The organism is Hydrogenophaga borbori, from assembly GCF_003417535.1.
GTDB lineage: Bacteria > Pseudomonadota > Gammaproteobacteria > Burkholderiales > Burkholderiaceae_C > Hydrogenophaga > Hydrogenophaga borbori.
Genome location: NZ_QVLS01000008.1, coordinates 1 through 25526 on the forward strand (window position 1 = coordinate 1; position 25526 = coordinate 25526).

Annotated in this window: 17 protein-coding genes and 1 pseudogene; 8 read left to right on the forward strand and 10 right to left on the reverse strand. The window is 68.9% G+C overall.

Translation table 11 applies throughout. The features are described from left to right. Positions 1-268: 268 nt before the first annotated feature. Both DY262_RS13775 and DY262_RS13780 read right to left on the reverse strand, forming a co-directional pair. Positions 269-2041: a hypothetical protein gene (locus DY262_RS13775; protein ID WP_116959632.1), complete on the reverse strand. Its 1773-nt coding sequence runs from the start codon at positions 2039-2041 to the stop codon at positions 269-271. A gap of 9 nt (positions 2042-2050) precedes the next feature. Next, a complete protein-coding gene (locus DY262_RS13780) occupies positions 2051-2968 on the reverse strand; it encodes a DMT family transporter (protein WP_181936502.1) in 918 nt (305 codons plus the stop codon). 109 nt (positions 2969-3077) lie between these two features. Between DY262_RS13780 and DY262_RS21630 the strand changes: the two genes are divergently transcribed. Next, positions 3078-3323 carry a hypothetical protein gene (locus DY262_RS21630; RefSeq protein WP_147326237.1) on the forward strand — a complete coding sequence of 82 codons (246 nt, stop codon included), beginning with the start codon at positions 3078-3080 and terminating at the stop codon, positions 3321-3323. Positions 3324-3345: 22 nt separating this feature from the next. Then, complete coding sequence (locus DY262_RS13785) at positions 3346-4131, forward strand: hypothetical protein (protein WP_116959634.1); 786 nt, start codon at positions 3346-3348, stop codon at positions 4129-4131. Between the two features lie 13 nt (positions 4132-4144). Here DY262_RS13785 and DY262_RS13790 read toward each other — a convergent pair whose 3' ends face one another. From DY262_RS13790 to DY262_RS13800, 3 genes are read right to left on the reverse strand one after another with little or no spacing between them, the layout of a single operon-like run. After that, positions 4145-5038 (reverse strand): NAD(P)-dependent oxidoreductase, encoded by an 894-nt coding sequence (locus DY262_RS13790; protein ID WP_181936503.1) that lies wholly within the window; start codon positions 5036-5038, stop codon positions 4145-4147. Positions 5039-5093: 55 nt separating this feature from the next. Continuing rightward, on the reverse strand, positions 5094-6230 hold the full coding sequence (locus tag DY262_RS13795; RefSeq protein ID WP_116959636.1) for a PilT/PilU family type 4a pilus ATPase: 1137 nt from the start codon (positions 6228-6230) through the stop codon (positions 5094-5096). Between the two features lie 25 nt (positions 6231-6255). Continuing rightward, positions 6256-7299 carry a type IV pilus twitching motility protein PilT gene (locus DY262_RS13800; RefSeq protein WP_116959637.1) on the reverse strand — a complete coding sequence of 348 codons (1044 nt, stop codon included), beginning with the start codon at positions 7297-7299 and terminating at the stop codon, positions 6256-6258. A 41-nt stretch (positions 7300-7340) separates the two neighbouring features. Here DY262_RS13800 and DY262_RS13805 point away from each other — a divergent pair, with 41 nt between their 5' ends. Next, positions 7341-8063, forward strand: coding sequence for a YggS family pyridoxal phosphate-dependent enzyme (locus tag DY262_RS13805; protein ID WP_116959638.1), 723 nt, complete (start codon positions 7341-7343; stop codon positions 8061-8063). Positions 8064-8185: 122 nt separating this feature from the next. Here the strand turns inward: DY262_RS13805 and DY262_RS13810 are convergent, their stop codons facing one another. Further along, complete coding sequence (locus tag DY262_RS13810) at positions 8186-8656, reverse strand: Lrp/AsnC ligand binding domain-containing protein (RefSeq protein ID WP_116959639.1); 471 nt, start codon at positions 8654-8656, stop codon at positions 8186-8188. 98 nt (positions 8657-8754) lie between these two features. Between DY262_RS13810 and DY262_RS13815 the strand changes: the two genes are divergently transcribed. Genes DY262_RS13815 through DY262_RS13825 form a run of 3 tightly spaced genes read left to right on the forward strand, consistent with a single transcriptional unit; the run spans position 8755 to position 14226 of the window. Next, positions 8755-11751 carry an L-glutamate gamma-semialdehyde dehydrogenase gene (locus DY262_RS13815; protein ID WP_245981016.1) on the forward strand — a complete coding sequence of 999 codons (2997 nt, stop codon included), beginning with the start codon at positions 8755-8757 and terminating at the stop codon, positions 11749-11751. A gap of 47 nt (positions 11752-11798) precedes the next feature. Continuing rightward, on the forward strand, positions 11799-12857 hold the full coding sequence (locus DY262_RS13820) for a cupin-like domain-containing protein (RefSeq protein WP_116959640.1): 1059 nt from the start codon (positions 11799-11801) through the stop codon (positions 12855-12857). A gap of 28 nt (positions 12858-12885) precedes the next feature. After that, entirely contained in the window at positions 12886-14226 is a 1341-nt protein-coding gene (locus DY262_RS13825) for a glutamine synthetase family protein (protein ID WP_116959641.1), read from the forward strand. A gap of 15 nt (positions 14227-14241) precedes the next feature. On the opposite strand, the gene DY262_RS13830 is transcribed toward DY262_RS13825, so the two are convergent. Beyond that, on the reverse strand, positions 14242-17178 hold the full coding sequence (locus tag DY262_RS13830; RefSeq protein ID WP_116959642.1) for a sensor domain-containing protein: 2937 nt from the start codon (positions 17176-17178) through the stop codon (positions 14242-14244). 245 nt (positions 17179-17423) lie between these two features. Here DY262_RS13830 and DY262_RS13835 point away from each other — a divergent pair, with 245 nt between their 5' ends. Continuing rightward, positions 17424-17729: an RNA recognition motif domain-containing protein gene (locus DY262_RS13835; RefSeq protein ID WP_239478184.1), complete on the forward strand. Its 306-nt coding sequence runs from the start codon at positions 17424-17426 to the stop codon at positions 17727-17729. A gap of 41 nt (positions 17730-17770) precedes the next feature. Beyond that, positions 17771-19585 (forward strand): annotated as a pseudogene (locus tag DY262_RS13840) (carboxyl transferase domain-containing protein); the annotation flags it as partial. Positions 19586-19592: 7 nt separating this feature from the next. On the opposite strand, the gene DY262_RS13845 reads toward DY262_RS13840, so the two are convergent. From DY262_RS13845 to DY262_RS13855, 3 genes are read right to left on the reverse strand one after another with little or no spacing between them, the layout of a single operon-like run. Further along, complete coding sequence (locus tag DY262_RS13845; protein WP_070399425.1) at positions 19593-20078, reverse strand: response regulator; 486 nt, start codon at positions 20076-20078, stop codon at positions 19593-19595. Beyond that, the gene (locus DY262_RS13850; protein ID WP_116959644.1) at positions 20075-23944 is read right to left on the reverse strand and encodes a PAS domain-containing sensor histidine kinase; all 3870 of its coding nucleotides are present in this window, start codon (positions 23942-23944) and stop codon (positions 20075-20077) included. Before DY262_RS13850 ends, DY262_RS13845 begins: the two co-directional genes overlap by 4 nt. Before the next feature lie 49 nt (positions 23945-23993). Beyond that, complete coding sequence (locus DY262_RS13855) at positions 23994-25496, reverse strand: FAD-linked oxidase C-terminal domain-containing protein (protein ID WP_116959645.1); 1503 nt, start codon at positions 25494-25496, stop codon at positions 23994-23996. Between the last annotated feature and the right edge of the window lie 30 nt (positions 25497-25526).

A 25526-nucleotide genomic window follows, 5' to 3' on the forward strand; every position in this document is an offset into this window, starting at 1 on the left:
CGCGGCCGATCGCATCGAGAACCGCAGCGCGCGCATCGAAGCCCTGGGGGAGCTGGACGTCAAGGCCCGCGTGCTCATCAACGCCAACGAGCAATGCTTCTCCGCCCGCTGCGCTCCGACTGAGCTTGGCAATGTTGATCGCCAGTAGCGGGCGCTCTACCAATCCATGGTGTGAAATGGGGGTGTCGGCAGTTTGCAAGTTGGGGTCGGCGACGCGAACGGCCTGCAAAGAGAGGGCGTGGTCAATGGGGCTCAGGTGCTCAAGTACTCAGGTCTCGGGAAGGCCCAGTTGCCGCATGGCATTGGCGATGCGCTGGCGCATGGGGCTTTCTGCGCTGCCTATGGCGAGATACGAGGACACAGTCAGTTCCGGTGCCTCGGCTCGCAACTGGTTCAGGATGGCCTTGCCTTCGTCGAACTGCCCCAGTTCCGCATGAGCCGTCAGCAGCAAACGCAGCGTGGGAACGTGGTGCTTGTGGGCCCGCAATGACAGGCGTCCGCAGGCGACTGCTTGATCCAACTGGCGGTCAGCCAGCAAGGCATTGCCCGTGAGCAGGTCAAAGAAGTATCGCAAGGGGTCGACGGGCGAAAGGGACCGCGCGACGTACGCCTCGGTCACCGACAGGGAACTGGAGCCCCAGCCAGCGGAATACAGGCTTTTGAATAGCCACGCCATGGGCTCGCTGGGGTTGGCTTCAACGGCCGACGCCAGATAGCGGTTCGCCTGCTGAGGATCGCTCAGCAACTGGCATTGGATATAGCCTTCCACCGCGAGGGCCATCGCATTCTTGGGTTCGACGTCCAGCGCATGCTGCGTCTGCTCGCGGGCCTGCCTGATATCGCGGGCCACGTTGCCACTTGTTCCCTTGACCACATTCAAGGCGTGCCACATGGCCAACCACGCACGGGGCAGTGCGTGTTCGGGGTGCCGCATGGTCAACTCGTTCAAGGTTGCGCGCCCACGATCGAAGGCCTTGCTGGAATGGCTGTGCACCATCGAAATTCCGGCCAGCATCAGAAAGCTGCTGTCCAGGCTCGGCAGCGGACGCGTCAAAGCCTGGCTCACCTGCGCCTTGTCCAGCGCCTGCGCCACCGTGCGCGCCAACTCGTGCAGCAGTTCGCTTTGTTCCTGCAGCAGATCGCGCAGCGCGTGCTGCAATTGACCGGTCCACAGAAGGGTGTGGCTGCGCGCTTCGGCCAGTTCGGCCGTCACCACGAGCTTGTCGTTGCGTATGCTGTAACTGCCCGACAGGATGAAGGTCGCGCCCAGATGTCGTTCGATCTCGGCGAGTTCGCCACTGCCGCGCAGGGCAGACGTGGATTGCCGCGCGATCACCCGCAGGCCGATGCTGTGGGACAAGCGCGCGATCACCCCATCGGCGATCAACTCGCCGAGCACCCAGTGCTTGACTTCTGGTGCGTTGGCCTGAAAGGGAATAACGGCCAAGGCCGGGCGGAGGTCCTGATCCTCTGCGGTAAGGCGGTCCGAAATGGCCCCGTGGGTTGGATGGGCCCGGAATAGGCGCACGGGTTGGACGAACGACTCCACCCAATGGCCCAGGTCTTCGAAGTCGGCGTCGAGACCGTTGGCCAGCCGATCGCGCAGTTCGGCGGTGACCAGGACTTCGCCGGGCGCGGCCAATGCCGTCAACTCCGAGGTCAGTTGCACGTCGCGATCGACGGGCTCAAGCTGGCCGTGGCCATAGCTGGCCAGATGCGCACCCGCGCGCAACTGCAAATGCTTCGAGGCATCTGTCCGCCCATTCAAGGCATCCGCCAGCTGATTCAGCGCAAAGGCCGCCTGCACACAGTGGCGAGCGTCGGCAAATTCCATCATCAGGCCGTGGTTCGTTTGCCTGACGATGTGCCCCTTGTGGTGCGACAGCAACTGCCAATACGCATCGCCCGCCCACTGCTGAAGTCGGTCCATGAGCGGATCGGTTCCGCCCCAGGTACCTGTCGTGTTGTCGGCGATGTCCATCGCCATCAGTGGGCGTTCTTCGATCCGGGAACTGGGGAAGGTGGTGTCGGCGGCACTCATGGCGTGATCTCAGGACTGAATGCGGTTGTTCCTTGAAAAGGGAGCGGATTTCGCAGGGTCGATGCCGGCGAGCACACTGGCGATGAGGATGCCCGAACTGACCAGCACTACCGCCATGGCCTCATGGGGATGGATGCCGTCGCCGACGATAGCCCGGCCAAGGAACATGGACAACACGGGGATGGCAGCGAAGAAGACGGCAACGCGTTGGCTGCCGAGTTGGCGCGTGGCGTAGCTGGCCAACAGAACAGCGCAGGCCCCCATGCCGAGGCCCTGGAAGATTGCCTGAGCCAGCACCTCCGAAGCGGGCGCCGTCCAGAGTGCGGACGACGCAGGCGATGCCAGCAGCAACAGTCCCCCAACGATGCCCGAATACACCGCCACCAATGCCGCGGCCTGCATGGGGTCCACCTCATGTTGTTGGACATACACGAGGTAGGCCGCCGCCAGTGCCGACGACAGCAGAAAGAACAGGTCGCCAATCCATATCCGGTTTTCGAAGGACGTCCACGACGAGTAGCCCAGCAGCATTAGCGCGCCCATGGCGATCAAGGCAAGACCCAGGGTTTGTCGCCAATCTGGCGCTGCCCCGTACCCCAGCCGGCGCCACAGCATGACCCAGACCGGGAGAAAGCCCGGCCCCAAGGCGGACGCATGACTGGCGGGGGAGAACTGAAGGCCGGCGATCGCTGTCAGGTGCATTCCCCAGCCGTGCAGAAAGGCGAGCGCCAAGCCGGTCACCGCCAGTTTCCTCGGCAACTGCCGCCAATGGATCAGCAGGAATGGCAGAAACACCAGCCCGCCGATGCCGCAGCGCAGCAGGACCAGGTCCAGAGGGCCCAGATGGTGCGTGAGGGACAGTCGCGTGACCGCTGGCGCGCTGGACGCCAGAAGCACCACAGCCACTGTGGCTCCGTAGGCGTTCAAGCGACGGTTGGATGGCGCGAATTGCACGGTACTCCCCCTGGTGGTCTGATCGACCCGGCTCGCGAGCGGGCCAGTCTAGTCCTTTCTTTGAAACTTTCAGGAGATTCTGATGAACATCACTCAAAGCTCATCTTCGAACCGTGCCACCGAGAAAAAGGCCGTCATTGGTGGGGGGTGGATCACCGCGCCAGCCGTGGCGGCGCATGTGCGCCGGCATCTGGCCGATGCGGAATATCGGGTACCGCAACAGCCTGCGGGCGGTGATAGAAAGGCGCTCATCGGTGGCGGCTGGATCACAGCGCCTGTTGTCGCTGCGCATTTGCGGCAGAAAATGCGGACCACGCCCCAGCGCTGATCCTTTCAGAGAGCCCCGCACCATGCCCCAGCAGCCGGATAGGCAACCGCAACCCACCATCAAGTTCCACCGCATCTATCCGGCTGCCATCTCGCCCATGCGGGCCGACAAATCCGCGCTGGGCCTGATGCCCACGATGGCTTACCGCCATTGCGAGGCCATGCGAGTGGCCTCTTCTTTCGGTTGGTATGCCTTTCCGGCGGAGGAGGTCCACCTCCGCTGGAACGGCGCCGACGTTTTCGTCAGGGAAGGTGGCGGCCAGTGGCAGCCACTGGTGCGGTCCGAGTTGCCAGGGTTCGCGGACCACTGGAACGAACACGCGCCCGCCGACCTGGTGGACCTGGCCCCGCCCTTTCTGACACGCCTGCCCATGCCCGGCCTGGTGCAGGTCTGGACCGGCCTGCTCTGCAGCACCGCCCCCGGCTGGAGCGTGCTGGTGCGCCCGCCGAGCAATATGCGCGGCAGTTTTCTCTATTCCGCGTTCGAAGGAATCATCGAGACCGACCGCTACCGGCCGTGTCCCCTGTTCATGAACATCCAGCTCCTGGCCACCGACGTGGACATCATGTTGCCCAAGACGGTGCCGCTGCTGCAGGTGCAACCGCTCTTGCGCGAGACCTACGACGAGCGCGCGCATGCGTCGCAGGAAGTGGATGGCCTGGGCGCGCAGGACGACGGCGCGCCGGCCCTGAGTCCGCAGGAGTGGCAGGCCTACCGGCGCACCATCCGCGTCGAAACCGAGGGCCTGCCGCCCGAGTCAGGTCACTACGCCGCCGACACGAGAAAGCGGGACAAGTCCGGCGACTGAGGCCGGACGCCGCTCACTTCAGCCGCTTGATCAGGCTGGACGTGTCGTAGCGCTGGCCGCCCATGGCCTGCACGTCGGCGTAGAACTGGTCCACCAGCGCCGTGACGGGCAGGCGCGCGCCGTTGCGCTTGGCCTCGTCGAGCACCAGGCCCAGGTCCTTGCGCATCCAGTCCACCGCGAAGCCAAAGTTGAACTCGCCGGCCACCATGGTCTTGCCGCGGTTGTCCATCTGCCAGCTTTGGGCCGCGCCTTTGCCGATGACCTCGAGCACGAGGTTCATGTCCAGCCCTGCCTTCTGGCCGAAGGCGATGGCCTCCGACAGGCCCTGCACCAGGCCGGCGATGCAGATCTGGTTGACCATCTTGGTGAGCTGGCCCGCGCCCGGCGCGCCCATGAGCGTGAAGGCGCGCGAGAAGGCCATGGCCACCGGCTTGACCGCATCGAAGGCCGGTTGATCGCCGCCACACATGACGGTGAGCAAGCCGTTCTCAGCGCCCGCCTGGCCGCCGGAGACGGGCGCGTCCACGAAGGCGATGCCCAGGGCCTTGGCGGCGGCGTACAGCTCGCGTGCCACGTTGGCCGAGGCGGTGGTGTGGTCCACGAGGATGGCGCCGGGCGCCATGCCGGCGAGGGCGCCGTCGGCGCCCAGGGTCACCGAGCGAAGGTCATCGTCGTTGCCCACGCAGCAGAAGACGATGTCGGCGCCCGCCGCGGCTTCGCGCGGCGTGGCCTTGAAGGCACCGCCGTGCTGCCGGGCCCAGGCCTCGGCCTTGGCGGTGGTGCGGTTGTAGACGGTGACCTGGTGGCCGGCCGCTTTCAGGTGGCCTGCCATGGGACTGCCCATGACCCCCAGTCCGAGGAAGGCGACGCGGCGCGAGGGAGTGGCTTCGTAGGTCTTGGGGTTCAAGGCGGGTCTCCTGGGTTGGCTGTGGTGCAACCCGCAATGGTACCCAGACCCCAGGTCAGACGATGGTCAGGTGCTCGGTGCCGGCCGCCAGGTCCAGGGTCTTGGCGCGTTGGCTGTTGAGCTTGATCTGCAGGCGCAGGTCGTTGAGCGAGTCGGCGTTGCGCAGCGCGTCCTCGTAGGTGATGAGGTTGGACTCGAAGGCGTCGAACAGGGCCTGGTCGAAGGTCTGCATGCCCATCTGGGTGCTCTTCTTCATCACTTCCTTGATCTCGGCCACTTCGCCCTTGAAGATCAGGTCGGAGATGAGGGGCGAGTTGAGCAGGATCTCGACCGCGGCGTAGCGGCCCTTGTTGTCCTGCCGCGGCACCAGCCGCTGCGAGATCAGCGAGCGCAGGTTGAGCGACAGGTCCATCAGCAGTTGGGCGCGGCGCTCTTCGGGGAAGAAGTTGATGATGCGGTCCAGCGCCTGGTTGGCGCTGTTGGCGTGCAGCGTGGCCAGGCACAGGTGGCCGGTCTCGGCGAACTGGATCGCGTGCTCCATGGTCTCGCGGTCGCGGATTTCTCCCATGAGGATCACGTCGGGCGCCTGGCGCAGGGTGTTCTTGAGCGCCGCCGCCCAGCTTTCGGTGTCCAGTCCGACCTCGCGCTGCGTCACCACGCAGTTCTTGTGCGGGTGCACGAACTCGATCGGGTCTTCCACCGTCACGATATGGCCGTAGGAATGCTCGTTGCGCCAGTCGACCATGGCCGCGAGCGAGGTGGACTTGCCCGAGCCGGTGGCTCCCACCAGGATGCACAGGCCACGCTTGGACATGGCCACGTCTTTGAGCACCTGTGGCAGGCCCAGCTTGTCGATCGTGGGCAGCACGGCGGGAATGGTCCGCAGCACCAGGCCGACCTTGCCCTGCTGGATGAAGGCATTGCAGCGAAAGCGCCCGATGGCGGGCGGCGAGATCGCGAAGTTGCACTCCTTGGTGCGCTCGAACTCGGCGGCCTGCTTGTCGTTCATGATGGCGCGCGCCAGCGCCAGCGTGTGGCCCGCCGTCAGCGGCTGAGGCGAGACCTTGGTGACCGCGCCATCGACCTTGATCGCGGGCGGGAAGTCGGCCGTGATGAACAGGTCGCTGCCGCCGCGGCTGAGCATGAGCCGCAGCAGGTCGTTGATGAATTTGGATGCCTGATCGCGTTCCATCTGGTGCCCCTTGCCCCGTGTGGGATCAGCCCGGGAAGTTCTCGGGAATCTTGGCCTTGCTGCGCGCCTCGGCCGGGCTGATGATGTTGCGGCGCACCAGATCGGTGAGGTTCTGGTCCAGCGTCTGCATGCCCGCGCTGTTGCCGGTCTGGATGGCCGAGTACATCTGCGCCACCTTGGCCTCGCGGATGAGGTTGCGAATGGCGCTGGTGCCCAGCATGATTTCGTGCGCGGCCACGCGGCCGCTGCCGTCCTTGAGCTTGCACAGCGTCTGCGAGATGACGGCCACCAGCGACTCGGACAGCATGGCGCGCACCATCTCTTTTTCCTCGGCGGGGAAGACGTCGATGATGCGGTCGATGGTCTTGGCGGCGCTGGAGGTGTGCAGGGTGCCGAACACCAGGTGGCCTGTTTCGGCCGCCGTCATGGCCAGGCGGATGGTCTCCAGGTCGCGCATCTCGCCCACAAGGATGGCGTCCGGGTCTTCGCGCAGGGCCGAGCGCAGGGCGTTGGAGAAGCTCAGGGTGTGCGGGCCCACCTCGCGCTGGTTGACCAGGCACTTCTTGGATTCGTGCACGAACTCCACCGGGTCTTCCACTGTGAGGATGTGGCCGTACTCGGTCTCATTGAGGTGGTTGATCATGCCGGCCAGGGTGGTCGACTTGCCCGAGCCCGTGGGCCCGGTCACCAGCACCAGGCCGCGCGGACGCAGCGCCAGGTCGGCGAAGATCTTGGGCGCGTTGAGCTGCTCCAGCGTGAGGATCTTGCTCGGGATGGTTCGGAACACGGCGCCGGCGCCGCGGTTCTGGTTGAAGGCGTTGACGCGAAAGCGCGCCAGGCCCTCGATCTCGAACGAGAAGTCGCATTCCATGAACTCCTCGTACTGCTTGCGCTGGCTGTCGTTCATGATGTCGTACACCATCGAATGAACGGCCTTGTGGTCCAGCGCGTCGACGTTGATGCGTCGCACATCGCCATGCACCCGTATCATGGGCGGCAACCCGGCGGACAAATGAAGATCGGAAGCTTTGTTCTTGACGCTGAAAGCCAGCAGTTGGGTGATGTCCATCCCGGGTTTTTCCGTGTGATGAGGGGCAGTTGCAAACGATTATGACGACGATCGCAGGCAATCTCCAGCAAGTGAAGGAGCGCCTGTGGCGCGCTTGCGATGGGGCTTCGCGAGGCAGCGCAGAGGTTACGCTGCTCGCGGTTTCAAAGACCTTCGGGCCGGATGCCGTCCGTCAGGCCCATGCCGCCGGCCAGACGGCTTTCGGCGAAAACTATGTGCAGGAAGGCGTCGAGAAGATCGCGCTGGTGGCCGAGTCGCTGCCGCGCGCGGCCATCGAATGGCACTGCATCGGACCGGTGCAGAGCAACAAGACGCGGCTCGTTGCCGCGCAATTCGATTGGGTGCAATCGGTCGATCGCCTGAAGATCGCGCAGCGCCTGAGCGAGCAGCGCCCGCCCGAGTTGCCGCCGCTCAACGTGTGCCTGCAGGTCAACGTGGACGGCGGACCGAACAAGGCCGGCGTGCCGCCGGCCGAGTTGCCCGCGCTGGCCGAGGCGGTGGCCGCGCTGCCGCGCCTGCGCCTGCGCGGCCTGATGTGCATTCCCGAACCAGCGCCCGACTTCGAGTCGCAGCGCGCGCTGTTCGCGCTGGCGCGCGCGGCCTACGACGACCTGCGCGCGCGGGGCCACACGCTGGACACCTTGTCGATGGGCATGAGCGAGGACCTGGAGGCCGCGGTGGCGGCGGGCGCCACGATGGTGCGCGTGGGCCGGGCGGTGTTCGGCGCCCGGGCGCCGAAGCCGGTGGCTTCGCCCGCGGCCTGATCGCGCCGCAGGCGCTGGCGATCCCCCGGCCCTGGCCGCGGGCCGCGGGCCGCTGGCGAGGTCATGCCCTGCCCGGCGCAGCCTCTGCAAGCGCCGTGTTCATGCGCGCATGCGCTGCGGCATCACAGCGGCAGGCGCGTGCTGGTCTTCACTTCCTCCATCACGGCGTAGGTGCGCGTCTCGCGCACGCCGGGCATCTGCCACAGCACCTGGCCGGCAAAGGCTCGGTAGGCCGCCATGTCGGCCATGCGGGTCTTGAGCAGGTAGTCGAAGCCGCCGGCCACCATGTGGCATTCCAGGATGTCGTCGTGCACCTGCACGGCGGCGCGGAACTGGTCGAAGACATTGGGCGTGGTGCGGTCAAGCAGCACCTCCACGAAAACCAGCAGGCCGCGCCCGAGCTTGTGCGGGTCCAGTCGCGCCTCGTAACCCTGGATGACGCCTTCGCGCTGCAGGCGCTGGGTGCGCGCCAGCACGGCCGTGGCCGACAGGCCCACGGCCTCGGCGAGCTTGAGGTTGGGCAGGCGGCCATCGGCCTGCAGCAGGCGCAGGATCTTGAGATCGATGCGGTCGAGGTCGGGAGGGGGATGCATGCCGAATTATTCACTTTCATTGGTCAAAAATCAGAGAAAAATTCAGCCAAATGGCGATCACGATGCGGGAATTCACCATCCTGCAGACCCCAGCCGCCATGCTCCATCCCATCCCCCAGGCCCCGCTCCCGCGCACCGACCGCCTGCCCGACCCCTACCGCGCCGAGGCCGGCGTGCTCGCCGACCGCCTGGCCGCGCTGGATGGCGCGCTCGACTGGGCGGCGGTGAAGGCCCAGGCCGGGCCCTGGGTGCGCGCGGTGCGCGAGAACCCGCCTGCCTTCTGGGCCCTGGAGCGCCTGCTCACCGAATACCCCATCAGCAGCGACGAAGGCCTGGCCCTGATGCGCCTGGCCGAGGCCCTGCTGCGCGTGCCCGATGCCGAGACCGCCATCGCGCTCACCGCCGACCAGCTGGGCCGGGCGGATTTCGACGGGGCGTCCGACGCGGCGATGGCGCGGCTGTCCTCGGCCGCCATCGCGCTGAGCAAGCGGTGGTTGCCCGCCGAGGGTGAGGCCCCCGGCCTGGTGGCACGCGTGGGCGCGCGCTCGGTGGTCGCGGCCACGCTGCGCGCGGTGCAACTGCTGGGGCGCCAGTTCGTGCTGGGCGAGGGCATCGAGGACGCGCTGCGCCGCGCCGAGGCCGGGCGGCGTGCGCAGCCCAGGCTGCGCCACAGCTTCGACATGCTGGGCGAGGGCGCGCGCACCGAGGCCGACGCCGAGCGTTACCTGGACAGCTACCGCCACGCGCTGGAGGCCATCGCGCGCCGCGCCGACCCCGCGCGCCATCCCTCGCTCAACGACGGCCTATCGATCAAGCTCAGTGCCTTGCACCCGCGCTACGAACCGGCCCAGCACGAGCGCGTGATGCGCGAGCTGGTGCCGCGCGTGTGGACCCTGTGCGAACGCGCCGCGCAGGCCTCGCTCAACCTCACCATCGACGCGGAAGAGGTGGAGCGGCTGGAGCTGTCGCTCGATGTCTTCGAGGCCCTGGTCGCTCGCGTGGGGCGCGAATGCCCGCGCTGGGAGGGCCTGGGTCTGGCGCTGCAGTCCTACCAGACGCGAGCGGTCGAGCTCGTTGCCGAGGTGGCCGCGATCGCTCGCCGCCACGGGGTGCGGCTGATGTGCCGGCTGGTGAAGGGCGCTTACTGGGACAGCGAGATCAAGCGCGCGCAGGAGCTGGGGCTGGCCGGCTACCCGGTGTTCACGCGCAAGCACCGCAGCGACGTGAGCTACCTGGCCTGCGCAAGCGCCCTGTTCGACGCCGACGATGCGGTCTTTGCGCAGTTCGCCACGCACAACGCCGGCACCATCGCCGCCGTGCAGCAGATGGCGCGTCGGCGCGGCACGGCGCGTTTCGAGCTGCAGCGCTTGCACGGCATGGGCGAAGGCGTGTACCGCGAGGTGCTGCGCGAGGGGTCGGTGGGCTGTCGCGTGTACGCCCCCGTCGGCGCGCACCGCGACCTGCTGGCCTACCTGGTGCGCCGCCTGCTGGAGAACGGTGCCAACTCGTCCTTCGTGCACCAGCTCGCCGACGAATCGGTGGCGCTGGACACGCTGCTCGAATCGCCTTTGGCGCGTTGCGCCGGCGAGGGTGGCGGGCCTGCCTTCGCCCCGCCCCCGCGCCTGTACGGCGTGGCGCGCCCCAACAGCGAAGGCCTGGACCCGGCGGTGGCCGCGCACCGCGAGGCACTGGCCGCCGCCTGGCGCCAGACGACCGTGCCCCCGGTGCCGGAGGCACGGCCCGACGAGATCGCGCCGGCCGTGCGGCGCGCCGTCGAGGCCTTCGAGGCCTGGAACCAGCGCCCCGTGGCCGAGCGCGCCGCCGCGCTGCGCCGCGCCGCCGACGCGATGCAGGCGCAGCTGCCGCCGCTGTGCGCCCTGCTGGTGGCCGAGGCGCGCAAGACCTGGCCCGACGCCATCGCCGAGGTGCGCGAGGCGATCGACTTCCTGCGCTACTACGCGGCCGAGGCCGAGCGCCTGCTGGCACCGCAGGAGCTGCCCGGCCCGACCGGCGAGCGCAACACCCTGCGCCTGCACGGGCGTGGCGCCTGGGTTTGCATCAGTCCCTGGAACTTCCCGCTGGCCATCTTCACCGGCCAGGTGGCGGCCGCGCTGGTCACGGGCAACACCGTGCTGGCCAAGCCGGCGGAGCAGACGCCCGCGATCGCCCGCGAGGCCGTGCGCCTGCTGCACGCGGCGGGCGTGCCGGCCGCGGCGCTGCAGCTGCTGCACGGGCCGGGTGACACCGTGGGCGCCGCCCTGGTGGCCGATGCCGCCGTGGCCGGCGTGGCCTTCACCGGCTCCACGCCGGTGGCCAAGGCCATCCAGCGCGCGCTCGCGGCCCAGGACGGACCCATCGTGCCCCTGATCGCCGAGACCGGGGGCGTGAACGCCATGCTGGTGGACAGCAGCGCCCTGCCCGAGCAGGTGACCGACGCCGTGGTGCAGAGCGCCTTTCGCAGCGCGGGGCAGCGCTGCTCGGCGCTGCGCCTGCTGTGCGTGCACGAATCCATTGCCGACGGCGTGATCGAGATGGTGCGGGGCGCGGCCCGCGCGCTGGTGGTGGGCGACCCTTCTGATCTGGCCACCGACGTCGGCCCGCTGATCGACGCCGAGGCCTTCGCCGGCGTGGCGCGGCACCTGGCGCGCCTGCGCGCCACGGCGGTGGCGCTGCTGCCCGAGGGGGAGGACGCGGCCACGCACACCGTGGCGCCGCAGCTGTTCGAAATCCGCGAGGTCGCCGAGGCCTCGCAGGAAATCTTCGGCCCGGTGCTGCAGGTGCTGCGCTGGCGCGGTGACCCGAAAGCCGTGATCGCCCAGGTCAATGCCCTGGGCTATGGCCTCACGCTGGGCCTGCAGACCCGCATCGACAGCCGTGCGCTGGCGCTGGCCGCGCAGGCGCGCGCGGGCAATGTCTACGTCAACCGCAACACCATCGGGGCGGTGGTGGGGGTGCAGCCCTTCGGCGGCGAAGGCCTGTCGGGCACCGGTCCCAAGGCCGGCGGGCCGCACTACCTGCCGCGCTTCTGCGCCGAGCAGACGCTCACCATCAACACCACGGCCGCGGGCGGCAACGTGGCGCTGTTCGTGGCCTGAAAAGCGGCCCTGTCGGCGGCGAAGGCGGTGCCATACTGACGCCCCGCATGAGTACCCCGCCCGTCGCCTCTCCCGCACCGCGCCCGCGCGAGGCCGGCTTCCGCGCATTGGACGCCGGCTGGCGCCAGTGGATCGCCGAAAACCGGCTGCGCCGCTGCACCCCGGAGTCCATGCTGGCGACCATGGTGCAGGCGGGGCTCGATCCGGCCGAATGTGAGCCGGCGATCCGCGCCATGGACAGCGACCCGGTCTTTCTGGCCGCGCGCCAGTTCCAGCAACTGCAGGACAAGCTGGCCTCGGTGATGGCCAACCAGCAGCGCCTGCTCGAGCTCGACCCGCTGTACGGCCACGTGGAGAAGCGCAGCCAGGTGTCGCCTGGCGAATTCCTGGACAAGTACATCGTGGGCAGCCGCCCCGTGGTGCTGACCGACGTGGCGCGCGACTGGCCCGCCATGGGCCGCTGGTCGCCGCAGGACCTGCGCGAGCGCTTCGGCCACCTGGACGTGCAGGTCCAGGCCGAGCGCAGCGCCGACCCGAACTACGAGCGCAACAAGCTCGACCACCAGCGCCACACCCGCCTGGCCGACTTCGTGGACCGTGTGCTGGCCGGCGGCGCCACCAACGACTACTACCTCACCGCCAACAACGAGCTGCTGAGTCAGCCAGGCTTCGCGCCCCTGCTGGACGACATCGGCAGCCTGCCGGTGTTCTGCGACCGTTCCGAGCTGGCGCGCCGCGCCTCGTTCTGGTTCGGGCCGGCCGGCACGGTCACGCCCCTGCACCACGACACCCTCATGCTCTGCCACACGCAGATCGTGGGGCGCAAGCGCTGGCGCTTCATCTCGCCGCTGCAGACACCGCTGCTCTACAACCACTTCGAGGTCTACAGCCCGGTGGACCTGGACCGGCCCGACCTGGCGCGCTACCCGCTCTTTGCCCAGGCCAAGGTGCTGGAGGTGGTGGTCGAGCCCGGCGAGACCGTGTTCCTGCCGCTGGGCTGGTGGCACCAGGTCACGTCGCTGGACGTGAGCCTGTCCTTCTCCTACTCCAACATCGCGGTGCCCAACGAGTACCGGTTCGACAACCCCCGCATCACCAACTGGTAGCCCCGGCATTCCCGGGGGAGACGATCGCATGACAGACGCCCAGCGCATCCAGCAGTGGCTCGACGAGCACCGCATCACCGAGGTCGAGTGCCTGATCCCCGACATGGCGGGCCAGGCGCGCGGCAAGATCGTGCCGCGCCACAAGTACGACCCGGCCGTGGGCCTGCGCCTGCCCGAGGCCGTGCTCACCATGACCGTGACCGGCGACTACCCCGAGAAGGACTACACCTCGGTCGCCGACCCCGACATGCAGCTGCGCCCCGACCCGGCCACGCTGCGCCCCGTGCCCTGGGCCAAGGAGCCGACGGCTCAGATCATCCACGACTGCTTCTCCTTCGATGGCAAGGCGGTGGACCTGTCGCCGCGCAACGTGTTGCGCCGCGTGCTCAAGCTGTACGAGAACGAGGGCTGGAAGCCCATCGTGGCGCCCGAGATGGAGTTCTACCTGGTGCAGGTCGAGCCCGACGAGGACATCCCGCTCAAGGCCCCGGTGGGGCGCACGCGCCGCAGCGAGGCGGGCATGCAGAGCTTCTCGATGGACGCCATCAACGAGTACGACGACATCTTCGACGTCATGTACGACTGGTGCGAGGCCGAGGGCATCCAGCTCGACACCCTCATCCACGAGATGGGCACGGCGCAGATGGAGATCAACCTGGACCACGGCGACCCGCTGCCGCTGGCCGATCAGGTCTTTCTGTTCAAGCGCACCATCCGCGAGGTGGCGATCCGCCACCAGATGTACGCCACCTTCATGGCCAAGCCCATGCAGGGCCAGCCGGGCAGCGCCATGCACATCCACCAGAGCGTGGTGGGGCTGGCCGATGGCCAGAACATCTTCAGCCGCGCCGACGGCGAGGCCTCCGAGCGCTTCTTCCATTTCATCGGCGGCCTGCAGACCTACCTGCCGGCGGCCATCGCCTTCTTCGCGCCCTATGTGAACTCGTACCGGCGCCTGTCGCGCTACACCTCGGCGCCGATCAACCTGAGCTGGGGCTACGACAACCGCACCTGCGGGCTGCGCGTGCCGCATTCGGCGCCGCAGGCGCGGCGGGTGGAAAACCGGCTGGCGGGGGTGGATGTGAACCCTTACCTGGCGCTGGCGGCCAGCCTGGCCTGCGGCTACCTGGGCATGAAGCAGGGCATCAAGCCCACCGAGCCCCTGTCGGGCAGCGCCTACGAGCAGCCGCACCAGCTGCCGCGCCACCTGGACGACGCGGTCGAGAACCTCATGCGCTGCGCGCCGCTGGTGGAGCTGTTCGGCGAGCACTTCATCCAGACCTACGCGGCGATCAAAGACACGGAGTACCGCGAGTACTTCGACGTGGTCAGTCCCTGGGAGCGGCGCTTCCTGCTGCTCAACGTCTGAGGCGGGCGGGCGCGCTCAGCCCACCACCACCATGCCCGACACGGGGTTGGACAGCAGCGCGTCCAGCGCCTCGACGGGCAGGGGCTTGGCGAACAGGTGGCCCTGGAACTGGTCGCAGCCCTGGTAAGCCAGGAAGTCGCGCTGCTCGATCGTCTCCACGCCCTCGGCCACCACCTGCAGGCTCAGCGACTGCGCCAGCGCGATGATGGCGCGCGAGATCGCCGCGTCGTTCGGGTCGGTCAGCACGTCGGCCACGAAGGCGCGGTCGATCTTCAGCTGGTCCAGGGGCAGCCGCTTGAGCAGCGACAGCGAGGAGTAGCCCATGCCGAAGTCGTCCAGCGAAAGCGTCACGCCGAGCGACTTCAGCATGCCCATCTTCTCGATGGTGATCTCCATGCGGTCGGCCAGCAGGCTCTCGGTGAGCTCGAGCTTCAGCCGCTGCGGCCGGATGCCACTGGCGCGGATGCAGGCCATCACCGAGTCCACGAAGTCCGGGTGGCGGAACTGGCGCACGCTCACGTTGACGGCGATGCTGAGGTTGGCCGTCTCCGGCCGCTTGGACCAGGCCGCCAACTGACCGCAGGCCGTCTCCAGCGCCCACAGGCCCAGCGGCAGGATCAGGCCGGTGTCCTCGGCCACGGGAATGAACGCCGCCGGCGAGAGCAGGCCGCGCTCCGGGTGGTTCCAGCGCAGCAGGGCCTCTACGCCGATGATCATGCCGGCCTTGTCCACCTGCGGCTGGTAGTGCACCACGAACTCGCGCCGGCGCAGGCCGTCGCGCAGGTCGGACGCGGTGCGCGCGTTGTCGCTCATCTCGGCCTGCATCGCCGGGTCGAAGAAGGACAGCGTGTTGCGGCCCATGGACTTGGCCTGGTACATCGCCAGGTCGGCCTGCTTGAGCAGATCGCCCACGTCGGCCTGCGTGCCGTGGAAGATGGTGACGCCGATGCTGGGCGTGGCGAAGTGCTGGTGGCCAGTGAGCGCGAAGGGCTCGCGCAGGGTCTGCAGCACCTTGTTGGCCAGCACGCGCGCCTTGTGCGCCGCCGCCACCGGGCTGGGACTGAGGTCGTCGGCCATCACCACGAACTCGTCGCCGCCCAGGCGCGCCACCAGGTCGGTCTTGCGCACGCTGGAGGTCAGGCGCTGCGCGACCTTCTTGAGCAGCTGGTCCCCCATCTGGTGGCCCAGGGTGTCGTTGAGGATCTTGAAGTTGTCCAGGTCGATGAACAGCAGCGCGCCGTGCTGGCCGCTGCGCGCGCTGCTGGCCAGGGCCTGCTGCAGCCGGTCGAGCAGCAGCTGGCGGTTGGGCAGGTCGGTCAGCGGGTCGTAGAAGGCCAGGTGGCGGATCATGTCCTCGGCCGTCTTGCGCTGCGTGATGTCGCGTCCCACCGCCACCCAGTGCGTCACCTCGTCCGCGCTGGGCTGCACCGACACCACCTCCAGCTCGACCCAGAACAGCGCGCCGTTCTTGCGCCGCACCATCAGCTCGGTGCGGGCCTTCTGCGTGTCGCGCAGGCCGCGCGAGATCTCGCGCAGCTTGGACACCGCCGGGTCCAGGTCGAGCAGCATGCCGGGCGACTGGCCCAGCACCTCGGCGCGCGAGTAGCCCGTGTGCAGCTCGAAGGCGTCGTTGACGAAGACGATCTTGGGCTCGTTGCGCAGCTCCTGCGCGCCGGTTTCGGCGATCAGCACGATGTCGTTGAGCCGCGCGACGCTGGTCTCCAGCAGCATCAGCTGCTCCTGCGAGCGGCGGCGTTCGGTCACGTCGCGGAAGTACACGGCCAGGCCTTCGGCGAAGGGATAGGCCCGCACCTCCAGCCATTTGCCCAGGGTGGCGAACCAGTCCTCCAGTTCCACGCGCCGGTTGGTCTGCAATGCGCGGCCCAGGTGTTCCTTCAGGCGCTGCGCGACGCTGGGCGCGAAGCCGTGCCAGACCTCCACGCCCAGCAGGTCGGCCGTGGTTTTTTGCAGCAGGCGTTCGCTTTCCTGGTTGAGGTAGGTGAAGCAGCACTGGCGGTCCAGCGTGACGAAGGCCTCGGTGATGCTGGCCAGCGTGGTCGTCAGGCGCATGGCCAGGCGCAGGGTTTCCTGCTGGGCCTGCTTGGTGGCCGAGATGTCGTGCACGGTCACCTGCACGCGCATGGGGTTGCCGTTGTCGTCCAGCACCGCCGCGCCCACGACGCGCACCCACTTGGGCCCGCTCGTCTCGATCAGCACCTGCACCTCTTCGTCGAAGGGGTCGGCGCTGGCGGCGCAGCGCTCCAGCCGCTGGCGCAGGCCCTGGCGCCACTCGGGCGCATGGTGTTCCAGCAGGTCCTCCAGGGTGCGCGGCTGCGCCTCGGGGCCGATGCCCAGCAGGCTCAGCAGGCCGGCCGAGCAGTCCACGCGCTCGCCCGAGGTCTCCACCGACCAGCTGCCCAGGCCCGCGGTGCGCTCCACCAGCTCGATCTGGCCCTGGTGGCGGCGCTGCATCGCCACCTGCGTGGCCAGCAGCTCGCGCTGGTGGCGCTGGGTCAGCACCAGGTCGGCCGCGGTTTCGCTCATCAGGCCGATGCCGATTTCGTTGCGGCGCTCTTCCCGCGGGTGGTGGTCGAGCAGCAGCAGGAAAGCGCCCGGCGCGCGGGCCAGCGGCAACCAGTGCAGGTGATGGACCGCGCGTCGGCCACGGCCCAGGTCGAGCGGCACCCAGCGCGATTCGCGGTGGGTGTCGCCCACCCAGGTTTCCTGCGTTCCCAGGGTCCGGGCGATGTCCAGCGCCAGCTCTTCCATCGGCGCGTCCAGCCCGAAGCGGCCGAGCACGCGAACACCTGTATCCGAGCGTTCGAGCAGCAGGGCGGCCGCGGCGCGGCCTTCGCGCGCGGCCAGATGGGCGGCGCGGTCGAAGGCCTCGCGCGGCTCGGGGAACCGAGTGGCGTCGGACGTCGGCACATTTGAGGGACGGGCGGTGCGCATGGTGGCCTTAGGATAGCGAGGCTGGCGCGGTCCGCGCCGGGGGAACGGTCCGGGTACGCGTCCACCGTTCGTGAACTACCGCACGTCGCGCCGCGTCGCGACGGATTTTTGTAACAGACTTGTGACTTTTTGTAGCCTCTGCCCTAGCATCCGACCCATTGTCATTGGTGCACCGCGATTCAAGGACACACTCCATGCAAGCCATGTCCACCACTGACATCCGAACCGATGGGGGAGCCCGCAAGGTGAGCGCACTCGCAGAACTCCGGCAGCACAACGATGTGTCGAGCCTGAAATCGGCCCTGCACCAGCTGTGCAGCGAATTCGGCCGCATTTCGCGTCTGGACATCCTCACGGCCATGCACGAAGGCACCAAGCAGGCCATCTGCTTCCTGCGCATGGAACGCCCCGAGCAGGAGCAGCAGCTCATGAAGACCCTGGGCGTGGGCCGTTTCGGCGGCGAGGTGGTGTTCGTGCTCAACCTCAACGTGCCGAGCAAGCAGAACGATTTCGGCCCCTCGTCGCAGTGGTGCGACTCCGACATCTACTGAGCGGCCCCGGGGCGCGCTCCCACCTCCCCTAGACCTTGCGCTCGCCGCTCCAGGCCCAGGTCGTTCAATGGCTGGTGCAGCCGGGCGATCCGGTTCGCCTGGGCCAGCCGCTGCTGGTGGTCGAGGCCATGAAGATGGAGCATGAACTCCCGGCCGAGCGCGACGGCCGCCTGGCCGACCACCTGGTGGCCCCGGGCGAGACCGTGAACGCGGGCGATCCGCTCTGGCGCATCGAGCCGCTCGAGCCGCTGGGGGGGCCGGCACCGCCCCCCGCCGCCCAGCCTCCATCGCCCGCCGCTCCCGCCGCCGACAGCGAAGCGCTGCAGCGGCTGCGCGCCCGGCTGGCCTTCGTGGAGGACGCCGCGCGCCCCGAAGCCGTGGCGCGGCGCCATGCGCTGGGCCTGCGGACCGCGCGCGAGAACGTCGCCGACCTGTGCGACCCGGACAGCTTCATCGAATACGGCGCGCTCGCCGTGGCCGCCCAGGCCGCGCGCCGCGGCGAGGCCGAACTGATCGCGCAGACGCCGGCCGACGGCCTGGTCACCGGCATCGGCGCGGTCAATGGCGCGCTGTTCGGCGCCGAGCGCTCGCGCACGGCCGTGCTGGCCTACGACGCCACGGTGCTTGCCGGCACGCAGGGCATGCGCAACCACCAGAAGACCGACCGCCTGCTGGGCATCGCGCTGGACCAGCGCCTGCCCGTGGTGCTGTTCGCCGAAGGCGGTGGGGGCCGGCCGGGCGACACCGACATGCCCATCGTGGCGGGCCTGCACGTGGGCACCTTCGCGGCCATGGCGCGCCTGTCGGGGCGGGTGCCGACCATCGGCGTCGCGGCCGGCCGCTGCTTTGCGGGCAACGCGGCCCTGCTGGGCTGCTGCGACCTGGTCATCGCCACGCGCGGCAGCAACATCGGCATGGGCGGCCCGGCCATGGTCGAGGGCGGTGGCCTGGGCCGCTTCCCGCCCGAGGCGATCGGCCCGGCGCAGGTGCAGCACGCCAATGGCGTGATCGACCTGCTGGTGGACGACGAGGCGCAGGCCGTGGCCGCGGCGCGCCGCGCCCTGGCCTTCTTTCAAGGGCGTGTGGCGCCGCTGCCCTCGCCGCCGCCCGAGCGGCTGCGCGAGGCCTTGCCCGCCAGCCGCTCGCGCAGCTACGACAGCCGCGCGGTGTTGCATGGCCTGGCCGACGGCGGCAGCGCGCTCTGGCTGCGCGAAGGCTTCGGCCTGGGCATCCACACCGCGCTGGCGCGCTTCGACGGCCGCGCGGTGGGCGTGCTGGTGAACAACCCGCGGCACCTGGGTGGCGCCATCGATCCCGACGCCGCCGACAAGGCCGCGCGGTTCATGCGCTGGTGCGATGCCCATGGCCTGCCGCTGCTGAGTCTGGTCGACACGCCGGGTTTCATGGTCGGCCCCGAGGTCGAGGCGCGCGCCCAGGTGCGGCACGCGAGTCGCCTGTTCGTGGCGGCGGCGGCCTTGCGCGTGCCGTTCTTCAGCGTGGTGTTGCGCAAAGGCTTTGGCCTGGGCGCCATGGGGATGACGGCCGGCGGCTTCCATGCGCCGGGCTTCACCGTGGCCTGGCCGGGCGCCGAGTTCGGTGCCATGGGCCTGGAAGGGGCGGTGCGCCTGGGTTACCGCAAGGAACTGGAGGCGGTGCCCGAGGGGCCGCAGCGCCAGGCGCTGTTCGATGAACTGCTGGCGCGGCAGATGGCCCAGGGCGCGGCGATTCCCATGGCCACCACGCTGGAGATCGACGCCGTCATCGACCCGGCGGACACGCGGGCCTGGCTGTTGCGGGGGCTGGAAGGCGCCAAGCTGCGCGACGGGCCGGCCGTGCGCACGGTGGACCCGTGGTGAGGCGCCGCTAGAGCAGCTCGCCGAAACCGGTGCTGCGCACGCCCGCGGTGGCCAGCGGCGGCGCAGTCTGGTTGATGTTCACCCAGAACTCGCACACGTGTTTCATGGCGCTGAGGAACTGCGAGAACTCGGTCGGCTTGGCGATGTAGGCGTTGGTGCCGGCGTCGTAAGCGCGCAGCAGGTCGCTCGGCTCGGTGGACGAGGTGAGCACCACCACGGGAATGTTGTGCAGGATGTCCGAGCTCTTGATCTCGCGCAGCACGCCGATGCCATCGAGCAGCGGCATCTTCAGGTCCAGCAGCACCAGCACCGGGTTGCTGCCCGGGCGGTTGGCGAACTGGTTGCGCCGGAACAGGTAGTCCAGGGCCTGCATGCCGTCGGAGACGTGCGTCACGCGACCGTCCAGACCGTGGCGCGAGAGCGCGAGCTTGGTGAGTTCGGCGTCGTCGGGGTTGTCCTCGACGAGAAGGATGGCATCGGCGGTCTTGTTCATGGTTCCAGGGGTGCCGGCATGGAATCGGTGGGATCGGGTGCTCGGGGGCCGTCGATGGGAAGGGCGAAATGGAAGACGCTGCCTTCACCCAGGCGGCTTTCCGCCCAGATGCTGCCGCCATGGCGCTCCACGATACGACGGGTCAGGGCAAGGCCGATGCCCGTGCCCTCGAATTCCGACGCGCGGTGCAGGCGCTGGAACACGCCGAAGAGTTTCTGCGCGTACTTGGTGTCGAAGCCGACGCCGTTGTCGCGCACGGAGAAGGTGTAGCCGCGCACCGGGTCCAGGTGCCAGCTGACCCCGATGACGGCGCGCTCGCGTGGCCGCGTGTACTTGAAGGCGTTGCCCAGCAGGTTGGCCCACACCTCGCGCAGCAGCAGGGCGTCGCCGTGCACGATGGGCAGGTCGGAGGCGATCTGCCAGTCCACCACGCGCCCATCGGTGTCGTGCGCGAGCTGCGAGACCACGGCGCTGACGAGGTGGTTGAAGTCGACCGGCGCAATGTTCACCGCCGCGCGGCCCAGGCGCGAGAAGGCCAGCAGGCCATCGATGAGCTGGCTCATGTGGCGCGCCGAGTTGCCGATGGTGGCGAGGTAGCGCGTGGTGGTTTCGTCGCGCTGCAGGCCCAGGTGCTCTTCCAGCAGGCTCACGAAGCTGGAGATGTGGCGCAGCGGCGAGCGCAGGTCGTGCGAGACCGAGTAGGAGAAGGACTCGAGGTCCCGGTTGGCGGCCAGCAGCTGCTCGGTGCGCTCGACGACGCGCTTTTCCAGCTCGTCGTTGATGTTGCGCATGAGGTCGTCGAGCTGCTTCGCGTCCGTCATGTCGCGGTTGATCTTGGCGAAGCCCTTGAGGTCGCCGCGCTGGTCGCGCAGCGCGATCAGCACCGAGTGCGACCAGTAGCGCGAGCCGTCCTTGCGCAGCTGCCAGCTTTGCACGTCGTGCTGCCCGCGCGAGGCGGCCAGGCGCAGCATGCGCTCGGCGTCGGCGCGGCCGGCGGCTTCGTCCACCGGATCGAACAGCACGCCGTAGTGGCGGCCCAGCATCTGCACGGGCGAGTAGCCGTCCATGCGCTGGGCGCTGTCGGTCCAGTCGGTGATGAAGCCGTTGGCGTCGAGGAAGAAGATGCAGTAGTCGCGCAGGTTGTCCACCATCAGGCGGAAGCGCTGCTCGCTTTCCAGCAACTCGGCCGAGCGTTCCTGGATGCGTTGCTCGAGCTCCTCGTTCAGGTGGTTGACGCGTTCCTCGACGCGCTTGCGCTCGGTAATGTCGATGATCTGCACGAACACGCCGCGGACCTTGCCGTCCGGCCCCGGGTCGGGCAGGTAGTTCGCGCTCATGAAGATCGGCGTGCCGTCGGGCATGCGGCGCCAGGCCTCGAAATGCTGCGAGGTGCCGGCCAGCGCGCCGCGCATGCGCGGCTCGATGTCGGCCCAGATGTCGGGGGCCACGCAGCGGCTCAGGTGCTGGCCCACGATGCGCTGCGGGTCCATGCCGTAGACCCGCAGGTGCTCGGCGTTGGCGAAGCGGAAGTGCAGGTCCGCGTCGAGGTAGGCGATGAGGCCCGGCACGCGGTCGGTGATGGACTGCAGGAAGTGCTGCTGGCGGCGCAGCGCGTCCTCGGCCGCCCGGCGGCGGGTGATGTCGACCACCGTGGTGTTGCTGCGCAGGAAACGGCCCTGCGGATCGCGCACCGTGGTGGACGAGACCAGCGCGTAGAAGCGTGTGCCGTCGCGGCGCAGCATCTCGTACTCCACGCCGTCGAGCGCGTCGTCCTGCAGCATGCGGTGCATGTGCGAATCCAGCAGCGGCACCTGGTGCGGCGGGATCACGTCGCGGAAGTTGAGCTTGCCCACCACCTCGTCGCGCGTGTAGCCCAGCCACTCCAGCTCGGTGTCGTTGATGGAGACGAAGATGCCGTCGATGTCGAGCGAGTGGTAGCCGCAGGGCGCGCGGTTGTACAGGGCGTTGGCCTGCTCGAGCGCGCGCGCGAGCCGCTGGTTGGCCTGCGAGACGCGGTCTTCCGAGGCCTTGCGCTCGGTGATGTCGATCATCTGGATGATCAGGCCCTGCACCTGGCCATCCATCTGGAAGGGGATGTATTCGATGCTGGCGTAGTACGGCTCGCCGCCCGGGAAACGGCGTTCGCCCTCGAAGCGCTGAGGCTCGCCCGCGAGCGCGGCGCTCAGGCGGTCGCGCACGGACTCGTAGACCTTGCGGTCGGCGATCTCACTGAGGTGCAGGCCGACCACCGAGTCGTGCGAGCGGTCCTCCCGCCAGCGGGTGTAGCTGGCGTTGGCGAAGCGGCAGATGAGGTCGCGGTCGAAGAAGGCGATCTGCACCGGCGCGTTGTCGCTGATGGTCTGCATGAACCGGCTCTGCGCGGCCAGCGCCTGCTGCGCCGCCTTCAGGGCGGTGATGTCGATCAGTGTGTTGTTGGAGCGCAGGAAGCGCCCCTTGCTGTCGTGCACGGCCGTGCTGCTGACGAGCGCCGAGAAGGTGCTGCCGTCGCGGCGGCGCACCACGGTCTCGATCGGGTCGAGCTTCTCGCCGGCGACCAGGCGGTTCAGGCGCTCCAGCACCAGTTCCTGGTTGCCGTCACCGGGTGGCACCATGTCGCGCACGTTGAGCTTGCCGATCACCTCGTGGCGCTCGTAGCCGAGCCAGTCGAGTTCGGTGCGGTTGATGAGCACCAGGGTCCCGTTGGCATCGAACGAGTGGTAGCCGCAGGGGGCCTGGTTGTAGAGCGCCTGCGCCTCGGCCAGCGCCATGCTCACGCGCTCCTTGGCTTCGGCCAGTTCCTCGGTGCGTTCCTTGACGCGCTTTTCGAGCTCGGCATTGAAGCGGCGGATCTCGTCCTGCTGCTGGTGCAGTTCGGTGATGTCGCGCGAGACCGCCAGCAGCATGACGGGCTGGCCCTGGGCGTCGCAGATCGGCGTGAGCGCGGTGTCCCACCACTTGGGCGTGCCCTTGAAGGTGTTGCCGAAGGCGACGAAGCGCGAGCCCTTGCCCTGGCGCGCGGCGGCGACGGCGTCGCGCGCGAGCGTGCCACCTTCCTCGGGCCACCAGGTGGTCCAGTCGCTCAGGCGCACTTCCTCGAAATCGTCCACCTCGACCAGCCGGCAGCCCTGCTCGGTCATCTGCACCACGCGCCCTTCCAGGTCGAGCACCTTGGTGCAGTCGGGGCTGCTGGCGATGATCTGGCGGTTGAGTTCGTCCTTGATGCGGGCCTCGGCCTCGAGCACGCGCATCGGGGTGATGTCCTGCACGAAGCCGAGCTGGCTGACGACACGGCCGCTGGCGTCGCGCAGCGGTGCGTTGCGCGTCAGCACGTACACGGTCTCGTTGCCCGGCTTGACGATGCGGAACTCGACGTTGAGGCTTTCGCCGCGCGAGATGCCACGCACCCAGGCGGCCTGCACGCGCTCCAGGTCTTCGGGGTGCACGCGGGCGAGCCAGCCGAAGTTGGGAAAGTCCTCGCGCTGCAGGCCGAAGATCTGCTGCAGCTGGCTGTCGATGTGGGTCAGCAGCCCGCCCTCGTCGGTGCGGAACACGCCGATGGGGAACACGCTCGCCAGCGCGGCGAACAGGGCCTCGAACTCGAGTTTGGCCTGGGCGGGACGGCCGTCGCGGTCGGCGTCCAGGGCCGAGGCCAGTGACAGCGGCAGGTCGGCGCGCAGCCCCGGCTGGCTCGCGTCGGCGGCCGGGTTCAGGCCGCTGAGCTGCTGGGCGTAGCGCTGGCGCAGGTACTCGTTCTCGGCGCGCAGCGTGCGCAGCTCCAGCTGCATGGCCCGCTCGCGTTCGCTGACGCCGGCCTCGCCGTCGCGGCGGGCCAGGGGCGCATCGGTGGGCGAAAGGCGGGCGCTCATTGGAGGCAATGTACCCCAGCCCAGGGGGCCTGCCGCGTGGAACAGCGCCCTAAAACCGGGGGAGATCCGGGTGCGGCAACCGCCCGCCGCGCACCAGCAACCGCCCGTACTCCGCACAACGTTGCAAGGTCGGGATCACTTTGCCGGGATTGAGTAATTCTTTGGCATCAAAAGCGCGCTTGATGCCGAACATCTGATCGTTCTCTTCCGCGCTGAACTGCACACACATGCTGTTGAGCTTTTCCACACCGACGCCGTGCTCGCCGGTGACGGTGCCGCCCATGGCGACGCTGGTCTCCAGGATGTCGGCGCCGAAGCGCTCGCAGCGCTGGAGCTGGTCGGGGTCGTTGGCGTCGAACAGGATCAGCGGGTGCAGGTTGCCGTCGCCCGCGTGGAAGACGTTGGCGCAGCGCAGGCCGTAGGTGGTCTCCATGGCCTGGATGGCCAGCAGGATGTCGGCCAGGCGCTTGCGCGGGATGGTCGAGTCCATGCACATGTAGTCGGGGCTGATGCGCCCGCTTGCCGGGAAGGCGTTCTTGCGGCCGCTCCAGAAGCGCAGGCGCTCGGCCTCGTCGCGGCTGACGGTGATGGCGGTGGCGCCGCAGCCGCGCAGCACGGCACTCATGCGGTCGATTTCCTCGGCCACCTCCTCGGGTGTGCCGTCGCTTTCGCACAGCAGGATGGCCTCGGCGGACAGGTCGTAGCCGGCGTGCACGAAGTCCTCGACGGCGGCCGTCATGGGCTTGTCCATCATTTCCAGTCCGGCCGGGATGATGCCGGCGGCGATCACCGACGCGACCGCGTCGCCCGCCTTTCGCACGTCGTCGAAGCTGGCCATGATGCAGCGCGCCAGCTGCGGCCTGGGCACCAGCTTGACCACCACCTCCACGGTGATCGCCAGCATGCCCTCGCTGCCGACCACCAGGGGCAGCAGATCGAGGCCGGGCGTGTCCAGGGCCTCGCCGCCGAAGGTGACGGGCTCGCCTTCGATGGTGAAGCCGCGCACCTGCAGCACGTTGTGGATGGTCAGGCCGTACTTGAGGCAGTGCACGCCGCCCGAGTTCTCGGCCACGTTGCCGCCGATGGTGCAGGCGATCTGGCTGCTGGGGTCGGGGGCGTAGTACAGGCCATGCGGCGCGGCGGCCTCGCTGATGGCCAGGTTGCGCACGCCGGCCTGCACGGTGGCGGTGCGCGAGCGCGGGTCGATGCGCAGGATGCGGTTGAACTTGGCCAGGGACAGCACCACGCCCAGGGCATGCGGCATGGCGCCGCCGGACAGGCCGGTGCCGGCGCCGCGCGCCACCACGGGCACGTCCAGCGCGTGGCAGGCCTTGAGCACGGCGGCCACCTGGGCCTCGGTCTCGGGCAGGGCCACCACCATCGGGCGCTCGCGGTAGGCGGTGAGGCCGTCGCATTCGTAGGGGATGGTGTCCTCGGGCTGCCACAGCAGCGCGTGGGCGGGCAGCAGGGGCGCCAGGGCGCGCACCACGGCGGCCTGGCGCTCGGCGCGGGCCAGGCGCTGGGCCTGGTCGGGGTGGGGTGGGGCGTTCATGGCGGGGGCGTGGGTGGCGGACCAGTGTAG